General features: G+C 32.6%; 17 protein-coding genes. 10 read left to right on the top strand and 7 right to left on the bottom strand.

The window, feature by feature from the left end:
* Window positions 1-10 precede the first annotated feature (10 nt).
* The 3 genes from DTL3_RS04185 to DTL3_RS04195 all read left to right on the top strand — a co-directional run bounded on the left by DTL3_RS04185 (window position 11) and on the right by DTL3_RS04195 (window position 3144).
* Window positions 11-2086: an elongation factor G gene (locus tag DTL3_RS04185; RefSeq protein WP_045087659.1), complete on the top strand. Its 2076-nt coding sequence runs from the start codon at window positions 11-13 to the stop codon at window positions 2084-2086.
* 238 nt (window positions 2087-2324) lie between these two features.
* Complete coding sequence (locus tag DTL3_RS04190) at window positions 2325-2852, top strand: cob(I)yrinic acid a,c-diamide adenosyltransferase (RefSeq protein WP_045087660.1); 528 nt, start codon at window positions 2325-2327, stop codon at window positions 2850-2852.
* A 10-nt stretch (window positions 2853-2862) separates the two neighbouring features.
* On the top strand, window positions 2863-3144 hold the full coding sequence (locus tag DTL3_RS04195; RefSeq protein WP_045087661.1) for a DUF503 domain-containing protein: 282 nt from the start codon (window positions 2863-2865) through the stop codon (window positions 3142-3144).
* An 83-nt stretch (window positions 3145-3227) separates the two neighbouring features.
* Here DTL3_RS04195 and DTL3_RS04200 read toward each other — a convergent pair whose 3' ends face one another.
* Window positions 3228-4511: an alkaline phosphatase gene (locus DTL3_RS04200; RefSeq protein ID WP_045087662.1), complete on the bottom strand. Its 1284-nt coding sequence runs from the start codon at window positions 4509-4511 to the stop codon at window positions 3228-3230.
* Between the two features lie 274 nt (window positions 4512-4785).
* Between DTL3_RS04200 and DTL3_RS04205 the strand changes: the two genes are divergently transcribed.
* Together DTL3_RS04205 and yqeK are read left to right on the top strand one after the other, a co-directional pair.
* The gene (locus DTL3_RS04205) at window positions 4786-5967 is read left to right on the top strand and encodes an MFS transporter (protein ID WP_045087663.1); all 1182 of its coding nucleotides are present in this window, start codon (window positions 4786-4788) and stop codon (window positions 5965-5967) included.
* A gap of 166 nt (window positions 5968-6133) precedes the next feature.
* A complete protein-coding gene (gene yqeK / locus DTL3_RS04210; RefSeq protein WP_052670360.1) occupies window positions 6134-6721 on the top strand; it encodes a bis(5'-nucleosyl)-tetraphosphatase (symmetrical) YqeK in 588 nt (195 codons plus the stop codon).
* 1 nt (window position 6722) lies between these two features.
* On the opposite strand, the gene DTL3_RS04215 is transcribed toward yqeK, so the two are convergent.
* Together DTL3_RS04215 and DTL3_RS04220 are read right to left on the bottom strand one after the other, a co-directional pair.
* On the bottom strand, window positions 6723-7568 hold the full coding sequence (locus tag DTL3_RS04215; RefSeq protein ID WP_231854049.1) for a peptidoglycan DD-metalloendopeptidase family protein: 846 nt from the start codon (window positions 7566-7568) through the stop codon (window positions 6723-6725).
* 134 nt (window positions 7569-7702) lie between these two features.
* Window positions 7703-8797 carry a BMP family lipoprotein gene (locus DTL3_RS04220; RefSeq protein ID WP_045087664.1) on the bottom strand — a complete coding sequence of 365 codons (1095 nt, stop codon included), beginning with the start codon at window positions 8795-8797 and terminating at the stop codon, window positions 7703-7705.
* Between the two features lie 335 nt (window positions 8798-9132).
* Between DTL3_RS04220 and DTL3_RS04225 the strand changes: the two genes are divergently transcribed.
* Both DTL3_RS04225 and glpK read left to right on the top strand, forming a co-directional pair.
* On the top strand, window positions 9133-10059 hold the full coding sequence (locus DTL3_RS04225; protein WP_052670362.1) for an inorganic phosphate transporter: 927 nt from the start codon (window positions 9133-9135) through the stop codon (window positions 10057-10059).
* 55 nt (window positions 10060-10114) lie between these two features.
* Window positions 10115-11605, top strand: a complete 1491-nt coding sequence (gene glpK, locus DTL3_RS04230; RefSeq protein ID WP_045087665.1) for a glycerol kinase GlpK — start codon at window positions 10115-10117, stop codon at window positions 11603-11605.
* Between the two features lie 92 nt (window positions 11606-11697).
* Here the strand turns inward: glpK and DTL3_RS04235 are convergent, their stop codons facing one another.
* The gene (locus tag DTL3_RS04235; RefSeq protein WP_171820588.1) at window positions 11698-12804 is read right to left on the bottom strand and encodes an alanyl-tRNA editing protein; all 1107 of its coding nucleotides are present in this window, start codon (window positions 12802-12804) and stop codon (window positions 11698-11700) included.
* 406 nt (window positions 12805-13210) lie between these two features.
* Here DTL3_RS04235 and DTL3_RS09770 point away from each other — a divergent pair, with 406 nt between their 5' ends.
* Together DTL3_RS09770 and DTL3_RS09775 are read left to right on the top strand one after the other, a co-directional pair.
* Complete coding sequence (locus DTL3_RS09770; protein ID WP_052670364.1) at window positions 13211-14458, top strand: HAMP domain-containing protein; 1248 nt, start codon at window positions 13211-13213, stop codon at window positions 14456-14458.
* 210 nt (window positions 14459-14668) lie between these two features.
* A complete protein-coding gene (locus DTL3_RS09775; RefSeq protein WP_331709056.1) occupies window positions 14669-15217 on the top strand; it encodes a methyl-accepting chemotaxis protein in 549 nt (182 codons plus the stop codon).
* Window positions 15218-15297: 80 nt separating this feature from the next.
* On the opposite strand, the gene secF is transcribed toward DTL3_RS09775, so the two are convergent.
* Genes secF through yajC form a run of 3 tightly spaced genes read right to left on the bottom strand, consistent with a single transcriptional unit; the run spans window position 15298 to window position 18118 of the window.
* Window positions 15298-16224: a protein translocase subunit SecF gene (gene secF, locus DTL3_RS04250; protein ID WP_045087667.1), complete on the bottom strand. Its 927-nt coding sequence runs from the start codon at window positions 16222-16224 to the stop codon at window positions 15298-15300.
* A complete protein-coding gene (gene secD, locus DTL3_RS04255; protein WP_045087668.1) occupies window positions 16224-17642 on the bottom strand; it encodes a protein translocase subunit SecD in 1419 nt (472 codons plus the stop codon). The genes secF and secD overlap by 1 nt, the downstream gene beginning before the upstream one ends.
* Before the next feature lie 53 nt (window positions 17643-17695).
* The gene (gene yajC / locus DTL3_RS04260) at window positions 17696-18118 is read right to left on the bottom strand and encodes a preprotein translocase subunit YajC (RefSeq protein WP_045087669.1); all 423 of its coding nucleotides are present in this window, start codon (window positions 18116-18118) and stop codon (window positions 17696-17698) included.
* A 237-nt stretch (window positions 18119-18355) separates the two neighbouring features.
* Here yajC and DTL3_RS04265 point away from each other — a divergent pair, with 237 nt between their 5' ends.
* Window positions 18356-18958, top strand: a complete 603-nt coding sequence (locus DTL3_RS04265; RefSeq protein ID WP_045087670.1) for a septum site-determining protein MinC — start codon at window positions 18356-18358, stop codon at window positions 18956-18958.
* The last annotated feature ends 14 nt before the right edge of the window (window positions 18959-18972 follow it).

Raw genomic sequence — 18972 nt, forward strand, 5'->3', positions numbered from 1 at the left:
GAGGGATACCATGAGCATTAACAATCCTAACAACAAAAGAATAGTCGGATTTTTTGGTCATCATTGGTGTGGAAAAACTACGATGACAGACGCTCTCTTGATGAGTTACGCTACGGCGGACAGAATAGGTCAAAGATTTTTAGACAGAGATCCAGTTGAAAAAGAAAAAGAAGGAACATTTTCGAATCATATATTTTCTTTGGATGTGAATGATACGAGATATTATTTTTTTGATACGCCTGGTTCAGCAGAATTTATTGGAGAAATTCAAGTAGCTTTAACAGCGGTAGATAATGTGGTAATTGTTATCAATGCATCTTCAGGTGTTGAAGTTACTACAGAAAGAATTTGGCATATGGCACAAGATTTAAACAAGCCAATAATGTTTTTTGTAAATCAAATGGACAAAGATGGTGTAAATTTTCAACATATAATAAAAGATTTAAAAGAAAATTTTGGAGATAGCATTAAGATTGCACCACTGCAATTACCAGTTGGGCAAGGATCATCTTTCAATGGGGTTACCGATCTTTTAACTAAAGAAACCTATATATACTCAGACATAAAAGGTCATCCCACAAAACAGCAAGAAATACCTCAAGATATTGAGAAACTTTTTAACGAATATCATTCTGAACTAATCGAAGATATAGTAGTAAATAGTGAAGAGTTAATGGAGAAATATTTTGAAACTGGCGAAGAAGGCTTAACTATAGAGGAAATAAAGTCAGCCTTTCATAATGCTTATGTAAACCATGAGGTCGCCCCAGTGCTTTTTGGATCAGGGGTTAAGAACATTGGATTAGATAGATTAATAGAGTCCATTAAAGATTTAGGAGCACTCCCTTTAGAAAGAGTATTCTATTCGAAAGATGATCAAGAAATAGACTTGAAAAATGAAGACACTCTTTTGGGATTTATAGTAAAAAATGAAGTTGATCCTTTTGTTGGTAAAATGACTTATATAAGGATTTTAAGAGGATCTTTAAAAGGTGGATCGACAATCTACATAGTTGAAGAAAATGCAAAGGAAAAGATCTCCCATATATATCTTCCAAAATATGAAAAAAACGAAGAAATAGAAGAGGCAACTGCGGGAGATATAGTTGTAATACCAAAATTAAAAACTAGTAAAATTAATCAGACCGTGTCTTCAATAGAAATTCCTTTTACGATAAAGCTACCTGAATTTCCTGAACCAATGATTTCTAAATCTATCACCCCAAAATCAAAGAATGAGATAGATAAAATTACAGATTCTTTAGCAAAAATTGCCGAATCCGATCCTACGTTTAAATGGGAGTTTGACCCTGAAACTGGAGAAACAGTTATAAGTGGCATGGGGACAGTCCACCTTGAGGTTATGATTGAAAAATTAAAGAAAAATTTTGGTATAAACTTTGAAGTTGGGAAACCTAAAATTGCTTACAAAGAAACCGTAAGAAGTAAGTCACAAGCAGAATATAAGCATAAAAAGCAAACCGGTGGACATGGTCAATATGGACATGTTAAGATTGAAATAGAACCTTTAGAAAGAGGTCAAGGATATGAATTTGTAGATAAAATTGTAGGAGGAGTCATTCCTCGAAACTTCATACCTTCTGTTGACAAAGGGATAAGGGAAGCAATGAAAAAAGGAGTTTTGGCCGGTTATCCAGTTGTTGATGTGAGAGTAACATTGTTTGATGGGTCATATCACGAAGTCGATTCTTCTGATATCTCTTTCCAAATTGCTGCTAGAAACGCTTTTAAAATAGCAATGGAAAATGATTCACCTGTGATTCTTGAACCTATAATGTTTGTGGAAATTTTCGTTCCTAATCAATATACAGGAGATGTTATAGGTGAAGTCACTGCAAGAAGAGGAAGACCTATGGGAATGGAATCGGTAGGAAAAGGCTATGATAAAATAATGGCAGAAGTTCCTTTGTCTGAGATGCTGGATTTTTCACCTAGACTCAGTTCCATTTCATCAGGTAAAGGATACTTTAATATGAAACTTTCACATTACTCTGAGGTGAGCCCTGATATACAAAACAAAATAATCGAAGAAAAAAGAAGGGAAGAAGAAGCACAAAACAAATAATAAAAAAGGGCGAAAGCCCTTTTTTTAATATAAGCAGGTTAAAAGCTTATATTTGTTACTTAAGTTCAAGAACATCGATCCTCACTACTCTTTAGTATAAAATAAGGTATTTTTGAAAAAAAATCTCTATATTTAAGAATTTTAAAAATGAAGATTCTCTAAGAATGGAATTTTGAATTTATAATGGGCCTAGGGCTGAGCCCTCCCCTTTCTAATTAAAAAGGAGGCATTAAAAAATATGTCTATATATACAAAGACAGGGGATAGTGGAGAAACTGCTCTTTGGAGTGGTGAACGTGTATCTAAAGACGATCTGAGAGTAGAATCATATGGTACAATAGATGAATTGAGTGCGTTTATTTCTGAAGCTACTCATTATGTTAATTCACAAGAAATTAGAAAGATTTTGAAAGAACTTCAAAATGATTTATTCAAAGTTGGAGGAGAATTAGCTTCAAAAGGCAAGCAATATATACATCCAATTGAAGAATCTGATGTAGAAAGAATTACAAATTATGTTGATTATTTTGAAAAAAGGATACAGTTAAAAAGTTTTGTAATTCAGGGGAGCACGCCTCAATCGTCCAAACTTGACATTTGTAGAACTATTGCTAGGCGTGCAGAACGAAGAATAATTTCTTTAGACAAAAAGGAAACAGTATCTCCTACTATAAAAAAGTATATTAATAGATTATCTGATTTATTATATGTTATGGCAAGATTTGAAGAGTTCTTACAAAATAAAATTGAATATAAGAGATGGTGAGACAATAAAGATGTTTTGCTTAAAATTAGAATTAAAGATAAAACTTTTTGGGTTGAATTCATTAAAAGATAAAAGATCGATAGTAAAGAATTTGACCAATAGATTAAGAAAGAAATATAATATCTCAATTATTGAAGGGAACTTCAATGATTCCAAGAATCACCTTGAAATCTATATTTCTTCGGTTAGTAAAAATAAAGATTATCTCTTAGATTTAATCGAACAAATTGAACAAGATATAGAGTTAATGTTTGGGTTAGAAGTAGAGGGAGAAGACTATATTATTTTTTAATAAGTGAGTAATATTATAAAAAAAAAGGAGGCAATAATGCCTCCTTTCTTAATACATATTAAGTTATGAGTATATAGTTTCTTTTAATTCTGTGGAACGATCTGAATCAAATCTGGAAAAGTTACTTCTAATAAATATGCTATCTTTTTTGGAAATTCTGTGTTATCCATTATTCCTGTAAATTCTTCTGAACCAGATCCAAAAGCTAAAATAGGTACCAATGCCCCGGTATGGTCGTGGGTAGTCCAACCCATATTTGCCTTTTTACTTATTACTTCTGACAATGATTCAATTTTATTTGAGCTGTTTTCCACATACTTTAATTCGTTATCAGCTAATTCGTATCCATAAAATTTTTTCACATTCTCTTTTAATTTTGATGAAGTACTTGAATTAGCTATTATCCAATCTGTTGTTTTTTGATAACTTCTTACCATTTCTAAGTTCATAGGACTACCTGTTGATAAACCTAATCCCCCTGTTTCATGGTCGGCTGTGACAATTATTAAGGTGTCAGGATGATCTTTAGCAAAATCTAAAGCTACTTTTACAGCTTGATCTAATTCTACAACTTCCTTCCAAACGCCGTAAACATCATTGTCGTGACCCTCCCAATCAATTTGAGACCCTTCAACCATTAAAAAGAAAGGAGTACCCTCTTTTGAAAGAATTTCTAAAGCTTTTGCAGTCATTTCTGGTAATAAAGGTTCATTGTCAGATCTTTCTGTAACGCTATTCATATGATTTGAATTGAATAATCCAAGAACCTTATCTCCACTATAGCTATTTAATTCTTGCTTAGATGTAATATAATCAAAACCGTTTTCTTTAGCTACAGCTATTAAATCTTTTCCATCTTTCCTAGTAGTTGGATTAAAATTTTTTGAGCCGCCACCCAAAACAACTGACAAGTTACTATTTACTAGTTGTTCTGCGAGTTTATCCTCATCATCCCTATCCAATACGTGACCATAATAAGAAGCTGGTGTTGCGTGAGTAATTCTTGATGTAGCTATAATTCCGGTTTTATAACCTTCTTTTGCTAAAACTTCTGATATTGTTGAAACTATCTCACCGTTTGGAAGTATTCCAATCATACCGTTGTTTGTTTTATATCCTGTAGCTAATGCTGTTCCAGCAGCTGCTGAATCTGTGACATTGCTATCAGCTGAATACGTTAAAGCATAACCAGTATATGGTGCTTTCATCATAGTTAACTCATAACCTTCTAAATAACTTGCTAACAACATATGATTTGCTCCCATACCGTCGCCTATGAAAAAAATAACGTTATTTACTCCACTAGCAAAAGAAAGCAAAGAAACTAGAAAAACTAATAATACCAATAAAATGCTTCTTTTCTTCATCCTTATCCCTCCTGTAAGTTTGGTAATAATTTTGATTACTAGATTTATTATATAAATATAATTTATGGTATATATTAAATAATATAAAGAAATATAAAGCCATTTTATCCATAGTTTTATGTACTAAGAAAATAAAAGCAGCTTAAAAGATAGTCGATAAAGGGTTAAAATAATTAAACGATTTTATTATTAAGTAGAAAACAATTGATATGAAATAAATAAAAAATGATATAATGTACAAAGTAGGAAGTTTAGATTAAAAGAGGAGAAATACATGCTAGCTTTACTCATAATTATCTATATATCTTTTATTAGTCTTGGTTTACCTGATTCCCTTTTAGGTTCTGCTTGGCCAGTGATGTATGAAGAATTATCTGTTCCTGTTTCACATGCTGGGATACTTTCTATGATAGTTTCATTAGGAACAGTTGTGTCTAGTTTTTTGAGTGCAAAGTTAATAGAAAGGTTTGGAACTGGAAGAGTAACCTTAGTAAGTGTAGCAATGACAGCTATTGCTTTAATTGGTTTTGGATTGTCTCATTCATTTATCCCTTTGCTGTTTTTTGCAATTCCTCTTGGGTTAGGTGCAGGTTCAGTTGACGCGGCTTTAAATAACTTTGTTGCCTTGCATTATAAAGCAAAACATATGAATTGGTTGCATAGTTTTTGGGGTGTTGGGGCAACTACGGGACCTGTAATTATGTCTTTTTGGCTTGCAAAGAAAAATAATTGGAACATGGGTTATATAACAATAGGCATTATCCAAAGCTTTTTAGTAATTGCCTTAATGTTTTCTCTTCCACTTTGGAATAACTCTCAAATAGAAAAAAAGGGAACACAAAACAAAGATAATAAAAAAGATGATATTAAAGTATTGTCTTTACCAAAGATTTTTCAAATTCCTAAAGCCAAAATGGCTTTACTTGCTTTTTTTTCTTACTGTTCTTTAGAATTAACAACAGGACTTTGGGTAGGTAGCTATGCGGTAAATAATTATGGAGTGTCATCAGAGGTTGCTGCTTTTTGGACATCCATTTATTATTTAGGAATAACCATAGGTCGCTTTTTATCAGGATTTATGTCTGTTAGATTTTCAAATACCAAGCTAATTAAAATAGGACTGAGCGGTATTTTCATTGGAATAACGTTAATCGTTCTTCCTTTACCTGTTTGGAAAATTCCTATAGGTTTATCTCTTATAGGATTAGGATGCGCACCTATTTATCCTAGCATGCTTCATCAAACTCCTAGAATATTTGGTAAGGAGCTTTCACAATCAATGATGGGAATTCAAATGGCTTTTGCTTATATTGGTTCTACCTTTACGCCTCCCTTATTTGGTTTTGTTGCCGAACACATTGGTATTTCGTTATTTCCTTTTTTTCTTTTGATGTTAGCCTTTGTTCTTTTTTTTGCAACCGAAACCGTATCTAGCAAAGTTTTTGTTCATGAATAAAGATTTTTTATTTTATCCTTATAAGTACCTTAGAAAAGGTAGTTTATCGAAAAAGGCGGTTGGAAAATTATAGTTGTTCAAGGAATAGCTCCTCAACACTTTTTTAGCAGATGGCATCGAGTTGAGATTAGCATTAATGAGATTTCAATTTTTAGGAGGTTGAATCTTGAATATAAATAAAATTATTCTCGAAATAGAGCAATATTTAAAACTAATGATAAATTCTAAGGAAAGGTTGAATCACATATATAGTGTGGTAGATTTTTCTAATAAATTGGCAGAAGTACACAACATCTCACAAGAAAGGGTAAAAATAGCAGCACTAGGGCATGACTTATTTCGTGATGTGAAGCCTTCAAAACTCATCACAATTGCAAGAATATATAATATTCCTATAACTCAGATCGAGTTAGCTGCTCCTATACTCTTACATGGAATGATCAGTGCGGAGTTTTTAAAGCGAAAATATGGAATAGATGAAGAAATTTATGAAGCAATATATTATCACACAAGTGGTTATGAATATATGGGAGATATTGGGAGAATCCTTGTCATCTCCGATTCTGCAGGAGATGACAGGGAATATAGAGGGGTGAAAAAGTTACGTCAAGAATCTATAAAATCTCTAAATCTAGGCTATAAACTTGCTATAAAAAATAAGATCCAGTATGCTATAAAGAAAGATAGGTATGTTTTAGAACAAACATATAAAACATGGAATAGAATATTATTGAATAAAGTTGAAAATTATTAATTTATTCTCCTCCAACACCGTATGCACTTTCTCTTTCATCCAGAACGTAAATATTGTTGCGAGATGGAAGTAGAACCAAAGGATCATAAAGCTTATCTTCTCGCCTAACCTCAAAATGTAAGTGAGGTCCAGTGCTAACTCCAGTACTTCCAACCCTTCCTATTAGTTGACCTTTTTTAACATATTGTCCTTTGTAAACGTTAATTTGAGATAAATGACCATAAATAAAAGTATTAGAATTTGAATCAATTTGTATCATTAGACCGTAACCGTTATTTTCTCCTACAAACTCAACAACACCATCTTCAGAAGCAAAAACGGGTGTTCCAGTAGGGGCGGCTATATCTACACCTTTGTGAAGCGTATACTCTTTTGATATAGGGTTTACTCTGTAACCATATAATGATGAAATTGTTCCATAAGTTGGCCAAATGATGCTTTTTTCATTATTAAATCCTTTACCAATTGCGCTATTTGGGATAAAGATTTTTTGACCTGGAACGATTGTACTAGAAGTAAGGCCGTTAATCTTTTTTATGTCTTCTACATCAGCAAAAAAAAGCTTAGCGATAGACGAAAGTGTGTCACCCTTTTTAACTTCGTATAAATAACCATCCGGTTGAGGTATTTTTAGTGATTGCCCAACTCTTAACGAGTTAGGTGAAATTCCCGGATTCCAATCCAAAATTGTAGAAATAGATACGTTATATTTGATAGAAATACTGAAAAGAGTTTCATTTTGTTGGATCTTATGAGTAACAACCGAATAACTTGCAAAAGAAGATACTAGCAAGATAAGATAAAAAAAGGTTAATATGCGCCTTTTTCTGGAATGACACAGATTCAAGCTAAATTCCCCCTTCCAAGAAAAAATATAATAATCAATCAAAACATTATAACACAAAATTAATTATTTTGTGTAGTGTGAAGTACAAGATTTTACAATATTTTATATATTACCCAAGAAAGCTTTAAATAATCTTAAAAAGGAAACTCAATATCGCTAAAATCGACGGCACTTAATTCTGCTTCAGACTTTGGTATAATAAGTTCGCCGTTTTTTACGATATTTTTTAGCATGACTAATTCTGCTAAAACTTCATTAGGGACAAGCCCTTTAGTATATTTCATTTGAGAAATACCAACGCCATCTTCTGCTAAGCCTAAAACCTGAACTCCTGATTTAAAAATACGATCTTCCTTAGCAGACTTGATTCCATTAAATGTTGCAACATCAACTTTTTTTCTAGAACTTACTAGAACATAACCTGGTGCCATATAGTCTTGATCCATATCGTATCCGATTACAAAATAACCTCGTCCTTTTTCAAAATAAGCATCGATTATACTGTTTAAAGGAGCATTATTATTCAATCCGTAGAAATAAGAACCTTTCTCTTTTGCGGCATCGATTACCGCCCCAGTAGTGACCCCAGTAAATATTATATCTGCACCGCGTTCATACTGTGAAAGAGCAATTTGTTTGGTTTTTGAAGCATCTGTAAAACTTCCAACATAACCTGTTATACATTCTACACTTGCATTTTTTATCTGGTTATATGCTTTTATTCCTGTTCTATATCCTATTTCATATCTCTTAACAGGAGGCACTTCTAACCCACCAATGAATCCAACTGTATTTGTCTTAGACATTGAAGCTGCTATATATCCAAGTAAAAATCCACCCTCTTCTTCCTTAAAAGTGTATAATGCAAGATTAGGTGGAACGTTTTGACCCGGAGATGGTTCGATATCAATTCCTATAAAATATGTATCAGGATATTGTGCAGCCACATTGAACAGTATATCAGACATTAAAAATCCCACGCCTATAACAACATCTGCCTGTTCAGCGGCTTTAGTAAGATTTTGTAAATAGTCTGTTTGTTCTTTAGAAACAAAGACGTCTCCTTCGACACCATCTAACTCTCTGATCGCCATTTGTATGCCTTCCCAAGTACCGTCGTTAAAAGATCTGTCTCCTAAACCACCAGCGTCAGTAACCATAATAGCTTTAAAACCGAAAGCAGAAACAATACAAGCAACTAAACAGAAGATCACTAGGCTTTTTTTCATTTTTTAACCTCCACTAGATGATATGAATAATATAGTGTTTATAAAATTACATACCTAATTATTATATCATTTTTCAAGCAAAATGTGAAAATATGAAAGAATCCTCAAAATTGCCACATAAACGATTTTAATCGTTTATGTTTTAGTATAATTAGTTATATTTAACTTTGACACAAGTTAAATAAAATGATAGAATAAAGAAACTTTTAATGTTTACTAATATTAAGATTATGGCTAGTGATTGAGAGAAAAGCCTATTATTGCTAGATAATATAGCAAAAGTAGGCTTTTTTTATTGATATTATTATTGATTTCTGAGGGAGGAACTTTCCAGGATGATTTTTTTATATATTATACCTTCTCTTTTATTAGGTTGGTCCTTAGGTACCAACAATGCTGGACATATATTTGGACCACCTGTAGTATCGGGGCTCGTTTCTTATAAAAAGGTAAGAATTGTTGCCTCAATTTTTGTTTTTATAGGCGCTATTATCGGAGGAGGTGCAGGTTTAAAGACACTGGGTCAATTAACAAATCTTGAAGTAGGATATCTTTCATTATCAATGTTTAGCGCTTTTTTGACTATGATGATAATGACCTTATTAGCTCTTCCTGCCTCTGCAACTCAAGCAGTTGTTGGAGCATTAATAGGGGCGAGTATTTTAAAAGGGCAAGTGAATCTTGGTTTATTAGTAGGAATATTTGTATCTTGGTTATTAACGCCTTTAGGTGCTATATTTTTTTCTTATATTTTATATAGAGTTATTGCTTTTTTCTTTAGAAAATTTTTAACTCTAGCAACTCAAGATATGTTTATAAGAGTGTTAACATGGTTTGTTATTGTCTATAGCTCTTATTCATTAGGTGCTAACAACGTAGCAAATGTTACAGGAGTATTTACCGATGTATTGTTAAGTCCATTGATTTTAAGCATAATTGGAGGTTTATCTATTGCAGTAGGTATATTTACAACAAATCAAAAAGTATTATATACTGTGGGAAAAGGTATTTTGGAGATGGACCACTTTTCATCTGCTATATCTATTTTTGGTGTTTCTGTGTCGTTATGGTTATTCTCACTAATAGGTATACCTGTTAGTGCCTCACAGGCAATTATAGGTTCAATCATTGGTGTAGGGTTAGCGACTGGTACTAAAACTTTTGACTATAAGCTGATATTAAAGATCGTATTTGGATGGATAGGAACACCACTTGCTTCTGGGTTAATATCAGTTCTATTGATAAGGATTTTTAAATTATAGATGCTTAAAAAAGATTTTAAAGTGCGTAAATTTTTTTGGTCAGGAGGTTGAAAAATTGAACAAATATATATTATCAATCGATCAGGGTACAACAAGTTCAAGAGCCATCATATTTGATCATGAAGGAAACATAGTAAATTCTTCGCAACGTGAATTTTCTCAACTTTATCCAAAACCAGGATGGGTGGAACATAATCCTGATGAAATTTGGGGAACAACTATAGGTGTAATAGCAAATGTTTTAGGGGTTTCTAATATACAACCTGAGCAAATATCAGCGATAGGGATTACCAATCAAAGAGAGACTACCATTATTTGGGATGCAAAAACTGGAGAGCCTGTGTACAATGCTATAGTGTGGCAAGACAGAAGAACATCGTCAATTTGTGATGGGTTAAGAGAAAAAGGTTATGAAGAATTGATTAGAAATAAAACAGGTTTATTAATAGATGCATATTTTTCAGGTACAAAAATCAAGTGGATTTTAGACAATGTTGAAGGAGTTAGAAAAAGAGCTGAAAATGGTGAATTGAGATTTGGAACTGTAGATTCTTGGATAATCTGGAAGCTTACAAGAGGGAAAGTACACGTAACTGACTACACTAATGCCTCAAGGACAATGATATATAACATCTTTGATTTAAAATGGGATGATGATTTACTAAATATGTTAGATATTCCAAGATCATTACTTCCAGTGGTTAAAGAATCTAGTGAAATATATGGCTATACTGACTCAAGTGTTTTCGGTGCAAATGTTCCCATAAGTGGAATTGCCGGAGACCAGCAAGCTGCTACCTTTGGACAACTATGTTTTGAGAAAGGCATGGCAAAAAATACTTACGGCACAGGTTGTTTCATGTTATTGAATACCTCTGAGGTACCCGTCAAATCAAAAAGCGGTTTATTAACAACAATTGCTTGGGGATTAAACGGAAAAGTTGAATATGCATTAGAAGGATCGGTGTTTGTAGCAGGTGCCGCTATTCAATGGTTAAGAGATCAGTTGAGATTAATTGATACATCTGCTGATTCTGAATATTTTGCTACAAAGGTTGAAGATAATGGCGGAGTTTATTTTGTTCCAGCTTTTACAGGTCTAGGTGCTCCATATTGGGATATGTATGCAAGAGGAGCTATATTTGGGTTAACGCGTGGTTCAAGAAAAGAACATATAATCAGAGCCACTCTAGAATCGATTGCTTACAGTACAAAAGATGTTTTAGAAGCGATGGAAAAAGATTCGGGACTTTCCTTAAAAAAGTTAAGAGCAGATGGTGGCGCTTCAGAAAATAATTTTCTTATGCAATTTCAAGCAGATATATTAGGAATTGAGGTTGAAAGGCCTTTGATTGTTGAAACTACTGCTTTAGGTGCAGCTTTTTTAGCAGGACTAGCTGTAGGTTATTGGAAAGATAGAGAAGAACTGAAGAAGATATGGAGATGCGAAAAATGTTTTCAACCAAACATGATAGAAGAAGATAGAGAGAAGTTGTATGCGGGTTGGAAAAAGTCTGTAGATAGGGTTAAAAATTGGGAAAAATAACAGGTTAGTAATAATTATAATTATAGTAAAACGTTAATAATTTTGGGCGATTCGAGTTTGGTGGTGTTATTTACCTCGTTTCGCCCGCTTAGTTATTTTAGATTATCAATTATTTGATCTAGACTTATTTTTCCTTTTATGTTTCCTCGTACCTCGCTTCCTCCACCTTTTATATCATATTTTTCTTTTAATCTATTAATAAATTCTTTACAATTAATCTTCTTTGAAAAAATGATAAAAGTACTGTTTTCTTGATCTTCAACGATTAAAGTGTATTCATTTAAGTCAACAAGATTACTAATAAAATCAGCAATATCATTTTCTTTTTTATAATAAATAATTTTGTGTTCTTTTACAATTAAAGGAGTTTTAATTATTTCATTTACAATGAAAGGCGCGGCATACTCACAAATTTTTTTAATTTTATTTTTGTATTCCTTGTTCTCTTGGATTAATATCTCAATTTTTTCATCTAATTGAGAGATACCAGATGTAAGTTTCAAAGAGAGTTTTTCTATTAAGTTATGTTTTAAGGAGTAATCTTGTAAAGCCCTTTTTCCAGCCACAAAGTATATCCTAGTTAAGTTTCCTTTAACTTTCTCGGTATTAATGATTTTAAGTAAATTAATATTACCTGTATTTTTAACATGAAAGCCTCCGCATGCAGACTCATCAAACTCTCCAATTTTTATAATTCTTACGGGTCCTTCTACCTTCTCGCTTAAAGGTTTTCGTAAAGTAAAATGATTTGCCTCTTCTTTACTCGTAGTTATCTCTTCAACTATGATGCATTCTGCGATTATTTTATTAGAAAGATTTTCAGCTTCGCTAAAAATTTTATCGTCAATATCTATTCCATTTAAGTCAATGGTGGAATGTTCCTCACCCATTTTAAAACCAACTGTTTTTAAATCGGCAATTTTCTCAAAAGCAGCTGATAAAATGTGTTGAGCTGTATGTTGTTGAGATATTTCAAATCTTCTATCTTCATCAATCTCAAATGCATGTTCTCCAATATTGATTTCTCTATCTAGCAACAATCCATCATCTCGAACCTCAACTATCTTAGCTTCTCCTACAAAACCTCTATCTCCAATTTGTCCTCCTTTTCCATCTGGATAAAATGGAGAATGGTTTATTTTTGCGAAATAGTACTGTTTTTCTTTTTTTACCTCAATAATTTCTATCTTTCCTTGCAAAATCATTACCTCCTTTTACCTAATCACTGCCTACTTTAGAAATTCTAAAATCTTTTTTTTGGTACTTGTATCAGGAAAGGGAAAAGGGCTCTGCCCTAGACCCAGCATAAATTCAAAAAAAAATAATTAATAATAGCGAACTTTTTTGGTACTTGTATTGGGAAAGGAAAAGGGCTCCGCCCTAGACCCAGTATAAATTCAAAAAACTAATTAATGGTATTAATGAAATTTTTAACCAATTGATTTATTTTTATTTCATTTATATATTATAATACAATATAGAATAAAGTAATTACAAAAAAACCTTATCGTTTTTTGTTTATACGTATCGAAACAATTTTATATCAAAATTTTTAATATACAAAGTCAGAATTAAAAACTTTTTATGGATAAGGGGGTTAGTTAAATGGTTCTAAAAACTATTAAAGGCAGGATCATTTTAATTATTTCGGTAATGTTGGTATTCTTTGGTGTTACGGTTATTTTTAATATCTTTTCATTGATTAAATCGAACGATGGATTAGAAAGTTACACAGTCTTTTCTGATCGAACGGCTGTGATTTCCCAAGTAGAAATTAACTTTTTTAATGCCTCACTAGCTTTAAAGGATTATGTTGTTAGTTACGATAATCAAATGGCAAAAAGTTTTCTTCAAAGTATTTCATATGTTAAGGATGCTATTTCTAATTCTACAGGAGAAGCCAGCGAACTTCAAAATTTGATAGATAAAATAAATATTTATGAGAGTTCTTTTAATAGTATAGTTCAATTAAATAATGAAAAGGAAAGGCTCATAAATCAAGATTTTAGCAATATGTATATAGAATTATCTCAATATATAGCTGAATTTAAAGATTTAGCCCAGAAAAATTTTGTATCGACTTTAGTATTTTATTCTGACAGTTTCCTACAAAGTTTAGATAGTCTTGTTGAAGTTTCTTCTACATATTTTCAATCGAAGTCTCAGGGGGATAAAAATTCAGTTTTAGCAGCTTTTAATCAATTGGATTCATATTTATTGACTATGCAATACGGTATTACTACAGACGATTTAAAACAAAAGTTTGCCGAAATTCAAGAATTTGTGACTCAATTTAAGAATACTTTTGAAAAGATTGTTCAAGCAATCGAATCTCAAGACCCAATAATCCAAGAAATGGAACAATTAAGGGTAGAAATACTAAACCTGTTAGAAGAACAAAGGGCTCAATTAAAAGAACAACAAGATACACTAGGTTCTCGGTTTATAAAAGAAAATAACAGATCTATTCTACTAACAATAATACTGACAGTAATAGCCTTTGTAGTAGCAATAATAACGGTCATATATCTAATACGCAGTATAACCAAACCATTACTTGAACTAAGAAACAAGATAAACCAATTCAAAGAAGGAGACTTAACAGTAGACTTTCAAGTAAAAAGCAAAGATGAGATAGGACAAATGGCGTTAGCTCTATCAGAGATGAGTAAAGAACTAAGAAATTCAATGGGATCGATAAGACAAGCTTCAGACAAAGTACAAGAATCCTCAGTCAACCTAACCAAGACCTCCCAAGAAAGCAGAGAAAACTCAGAAGAACTAAAAAGACAAATGGATACGATACAGACATATGCAGAAGAGACAGCAGGAAATGTAGAAGAAGTAACCTAAGGAGTAGATGAAGTAGCAAGAGCGGCGCAAGGAGTATCGCGAGATGCCCAAAGATTAAGTGAAGAAGCAGAAAACACAAACAAAGCAGCCCAAGAAGGAAGTCAAACAATACTAAGCATAAGTGAAATAGTAAAAGAAGCAGTAGAAAGGACAAAAGAAAGCCAAGAAGAAGTAACCCAACTAGCAACGAACGCAAAAGATGTACAAAGCATAGTAGAAACGATAAACTCGATAACGGAACAAACGAATCTACTAGCCTTAAATGCAGCGATAGAAGCAGCAAGGGCAGGAGAAGCTGGAAGAGGATTTGCAGTAGTAGCAGATGAAATAAGAAAGTTAGCCGAAGAGTCAAGAAACGCGACAGACGAAATAAGTCAGATACTAACAAACATAACGCAAGGGACAAAGAAAGTAAACGACTCAACAAACAAAGTAGTAGAAACGATAGAAGAAGTGAACAAAAAAATGGACAATGTACTAGAGAGTTTCAATAACATAAGAGAAAGAATAGAAAAGATGAATCAAGGGATAGAAAACATGACAGCAAGTGCAGAAGAACAAAGTGCAAGTGCACAAGAGATGAGTTCAGCGATAGAAAGGGTAGCCAGGGCAGTCTCAGAGATAAGTGAACAACTAGAAAACTCAAGAAAGGTAATAGACAGACAACTAAATCAATCGGTAGAGATAAACGAAAGTGCAAAAGAGTTGAGTGAATTATCATCTGAACTAGAGGCTTTAGTTAAGAGATTTAAGATATAATAACAAACAATAGAATCAAAAATAAAAGAGCCCGGATAAATAAGGGCTCTTTTATTTTAACGTACAATATAAAAAATAGATTAACGGCTTTTTGAAGAAGATTTTTTGGTACCCTTCTTTTTGTCTTTCATCATTGGAATTACAATAGGGCTTGCTATAAATATCGAAGAATAAGTTCCAACTACAACGCCCATAGTTAAACCAAAGGCAAACGAAGCAATAGATCTTCCTCCCATTAATAACATCAAAAATACAACAATAAAGGTTGTTATAGAGGTATGCAAACATCTTACCAAAACATCATTGATGCTTTGATTCATCACTTCTTCTATAGGTGTTGCTCGACTTTTTGCTCGATTTTCCCTGATTCTGTCATAAACAACGATAGTGTTATTAAGTGAATACCCTACTAATGTTAGAAATGCGGCGATAGCCATTAAATTCATTTCTATTCCAAATAATGAGTAGAAACCTAAAGTTACTATTACATCATGGGCTAAAGCAAGAATAGCCCCAATTGCAAATGAAAATTGGAATCTAATGGTAATATAAATTAGAAGTACGGCTAACGTAGCAATTATTGCATACCATGCAAATGATCGAATTTCTTTTGCTGCATAACCAGATACGTCATTAAACTGTTCCACTTCTAAATCAGAAGATTGTAGATAAGTGGAAAGTGAGTTTATAAATTCATCTTTTATCTGAGAAGAAGGGAATGAATCTTTGACGGTTATAACATAAAAATTCTTTGTAATCTCTTCATCGGATGGTTTTACAGAAACTATTTTTGCTGTTGCATATGAAGGGTCAATTTTTTGTAAAGCATCTCTTAATTGGTCTATAGTGTAAGTTTCCTGGGTTGAAATTACAATCTCACTTCCTCCAGAAAAATCAACTCCGAAGTTGAATCCTTTAACAAAAATTACTATAACAAAAAAAATAATAAAAGCTAATGAGAGATAAATGAATATTTTTCTTTTTCCAACTATATTTAAGTTAGGCATTATTCATTCCCCCCTTTTCCTACCACTATACCTTTTAAATATTTTTCAGGTTTGATCATATTTGAGGATCCTTCTAATATGACTCTTGTGACTACTAAGTTTGTAAACATAGAACCTAAAACTCCTATTATCAAGGTAACAGCGAATCCTCTAATACTTCCAGAAGTTAAAAAGTATAGAACTATGCCAGCTAAGACTGTTGTTATATTGGCATCAAGAATAGTTGAAAAGACCTTGTCAAATCCAAATTTAATAGCAGTCAAAGGAGGTCTACCTACTCTCATCTCTTCTTTTATTCTTTCATAAATTATTACATTTCCATCGACCGTAGTTCCAAAGGTTAGAATTATACCTGCAAGACCAGGTAACGTAAGAATTGCGCCTGACCAGCTTAAGACTCCAAGTAATAATAAAGTGTTGTATAGAAGTGCTATATCGGCAACAAATCCCATCCAACCATAAAAAATAATCAAATAAACCATGACAATTACAAGACCTATAATTCCTGCATTTACTATTGTAGTTACGACATCTCTACCTAAAGTTGGGCCAATAGTATTTTCTTGGAATTTAATTAAATCAACAGGTAGATTACCAGATTTAATTAATACAGCAATATTTTGGGCCTCTTGTACGCTTTCTATTCCGCTTATTTCCGCCCTACCTTCAGAGATTTTATCTCTAACTACTGGGGCAATTATTACCTCATCGTCTAATATAATTGCAATTTGTTTACCAATTAAGTTAGCTGTTGCTAATTCAAATTTATTTTTTCCTTGATTACTAAAACTTAAATTGACGACAAAACCGCCGCCTTGTGGATTTAAAGAGGCACGTGCATCTGTAACATCTAGACCAGTTATTTGAAAAGGTTCAGTACCGAATTCGAACACATTTTTTACACGATACCATACATTTGGATTTCTGCTATCTCTAACATAACTATATAAATCAATCTCTTCTCCATCAACTTTAACCTTTCTATTCCTTGTTATTTGAGGTGGAGTAGATGATTCTATCGTTTCAATAACTTCTGCAAAATACAATTTTCCTTTGCTTCCTATAAGTTCTTCCGCTCTTCTGGTATCTGAAATTCCGGGTATTTCTACTCTTACCCGTCTTTCTCCCCCTACAACAACTTCTGAAACAACTGCTTCTGTGTAGCCTGCACTGTCTAATCTTCTTCTTAAAACAGCTATGACGTTATTAACTATCTCTTCAGCACGAGCGCCTTCAGGAATCGCCATGCTGTACTCTAGAGAGCTTCCTCCTTGAATGTCAAGACCCAACTTAATGTTAGGTAAATATTTAAAGATACTAATATTATTTTTATTTTCTGAAAGAGGAAGAACTATCCCAAGTAAAGCAAAAATGAATACTGCCACAGAGAGTATTAGTAGTATTCTTCGACTTTTCAACTATTTCACCCCTTTTCAATAAAAAATAAAAAACAAAAAAGAAATAGGAAATATTATTTTTTCTTTTCTACGTCTTCTTTTTCATCAGGGTTTTCTTCTTCTGAAACTTTTTCTTCAGCAGAAGATTTTGAAGATAAAATACCAGCCACTGCATTCTTGGTTATATCTATTTCGGTCCTATCTCCTGTAGCTATTCGTATAGTGTCATTTGAAATAGAAACAATTTTACCTATAATACCTGCAGAAGTAACAATCTTATCTCCTTTTTTTAGAGAGGAAATCATTTCCTTATGCTTTTTTTCTTGTCTTCTTTGAGGTAAAAATAACATTACCCACATCAACACAAGAATAACTAGTAGAAAAATAAGGCTACCAAAACCTCCACCGGGTGCTGCTTGAGCTTGCTCGGTGACTCCTTGAGCATCTGAGGCGCCAGCAGGACCAAAGTTTACAAAATTAAGGATCTTTTCGTACATAAAACACCTCCAAAATATGCGTTAGTTTTATAAAACATAACAAACATTTTTTATCTTTTATTTCTAATAAAAATCTTTTCTGTAAGATTGTATCACATTTTTAAATCAGGGTCAATCTTTTCTTTTGGGCTTGAAATCTGTAATTAAATTTTTAAATTTCAGCATCTTTTACAAAAAATTGTGTTATTATATATGTAGTTTCTATTAAAAAATTTGGTATGGTTAGGAGGGGTTAGAATGGATGAACTAGTATACGCAAAAATAATAGATGGTGAAATTATATTTTATTTTGCAAAAGGTCATACACAAAAAGACCTCTTCGAGAGTTTTAAAAAAGAACTTGTTAAGATGAAAAGTTTTTTTAACATAGGTGACAGCTTTTATGTTTACTTTGAAGATGGATCGCAATACAATCTAATAAACAGCATAATCAAATTTGCCAAAAATTTTGACTTGAATGTCGCAGGTGCTTATTTTGGTAAGTTGCCAGAAGGTAAAGTAGGAAACAAAGAACTAACCCTTTCCAGTACGAAGATATATAGAAAACATTTACGATCAGGTCAAGTAGTACAAAATCCTGGAGACATAATAATTTTTGGTAATGTCAATCAAGGAGCTGAGGTCAACGCAGGGGGAAGTGTGATAATATTTGGAAAAGTGTTTGGTACAGTCAGAGCCGGTATAACAAACAAGAAAAATGTCTTCATAATCGCCTACGAGATGGAATCACCATTAGTCGAGATTGCAGGTATTCCCTTCTACAACTATGAATGGCCAAAAACCCCCATATCAATAAGAGTAGAAGGAGATAAAGCGTTAGTCGAAACTCTAGAACTATAAGTCAACGACTCATA

This window comes from Defluviitoga tunisiensis, assembly GCF_000953715.1.
Taxonomy (GTDB): Bacteria; Thermotogota; Thermotogae; order Petrotogales; family Petrotogaceae; genus Defluviitoga; species Defluviitoga tunisiensis.

Coding starts and splice junctions, on each gene's coding strand:
- yajC (WP_045087669.1), bottom strand. CDS start 18,118: ATGTACGAAAAGATCCTTAATTTTGTAAACTTTGGTCCTGCTGGCGCC.
- DTL3_RS04220 (WP_045087664.1), bottom strand. CDS start 8,797: ATGAAAAAAAGCCTAGTGATCTTCTGTTTAGTTGCTTGTATTGTTTCT.
- DTL3_RS04185 (WP_045087659.1), top strand. CDS start 11: ATGAGCATTAACAATCCTAACAACAAAAGAATAGTCGGATTTTTTGGT.
- DTL3_RS04190 (WP_045087660.1), top strand. CDS start 2,325: ATGTCTATATATACAAAGACAGGGGATAGTGGAGAAACTGCTCTTTGG.
- DTL3_RS04200 (WP_045087662.1), bottom strand. CDS start 4,511: ATGAAGAAAAGAAGCATTTTATTGGTATTATTAGTTTTTCTAGTTTCT.
- secF (WP_045087667.1), bottom strand. CDS start 16,224: ATGCCTAACTTAAATATAGTTGGAAAAAGAAAAATATTCATTTATCTC.
- DTL3_RS04205 (WP_045087663.1), top strand. CDS start 4,786: ATGCTAGCTTTACTCATAATTATCTATATATCTTTTATTAGTCTTGGT.
- DTL3_RS04225 (WP_052670362.1), top strand. CDS start 9,133: ATGATTTTTTTATATATTATACCTTCTCTTTTATTAGGTTGGTCCTTA.
- DTL3_RS04265 (WP_045087670.1), top strand. CDS start 18,356: ATGGATGAACTAGTATACGCAAAAATAATAGATGGTGAAATTATATTT.
- DTL3_RS09770 (WP_052670364.1), top strand. CDS start 13,211: ATGGTTCTAAAAACTATTAAAGGCAGGATCATTTTAATTATTTCGGTA.
- DTL3_RS04195 (WP_045087661.1), top strand. CDS start 2,863: ATGTTTTGCTTAAAATTAGAATTAAAGATAAAACTTTTTGGGTTGAAT.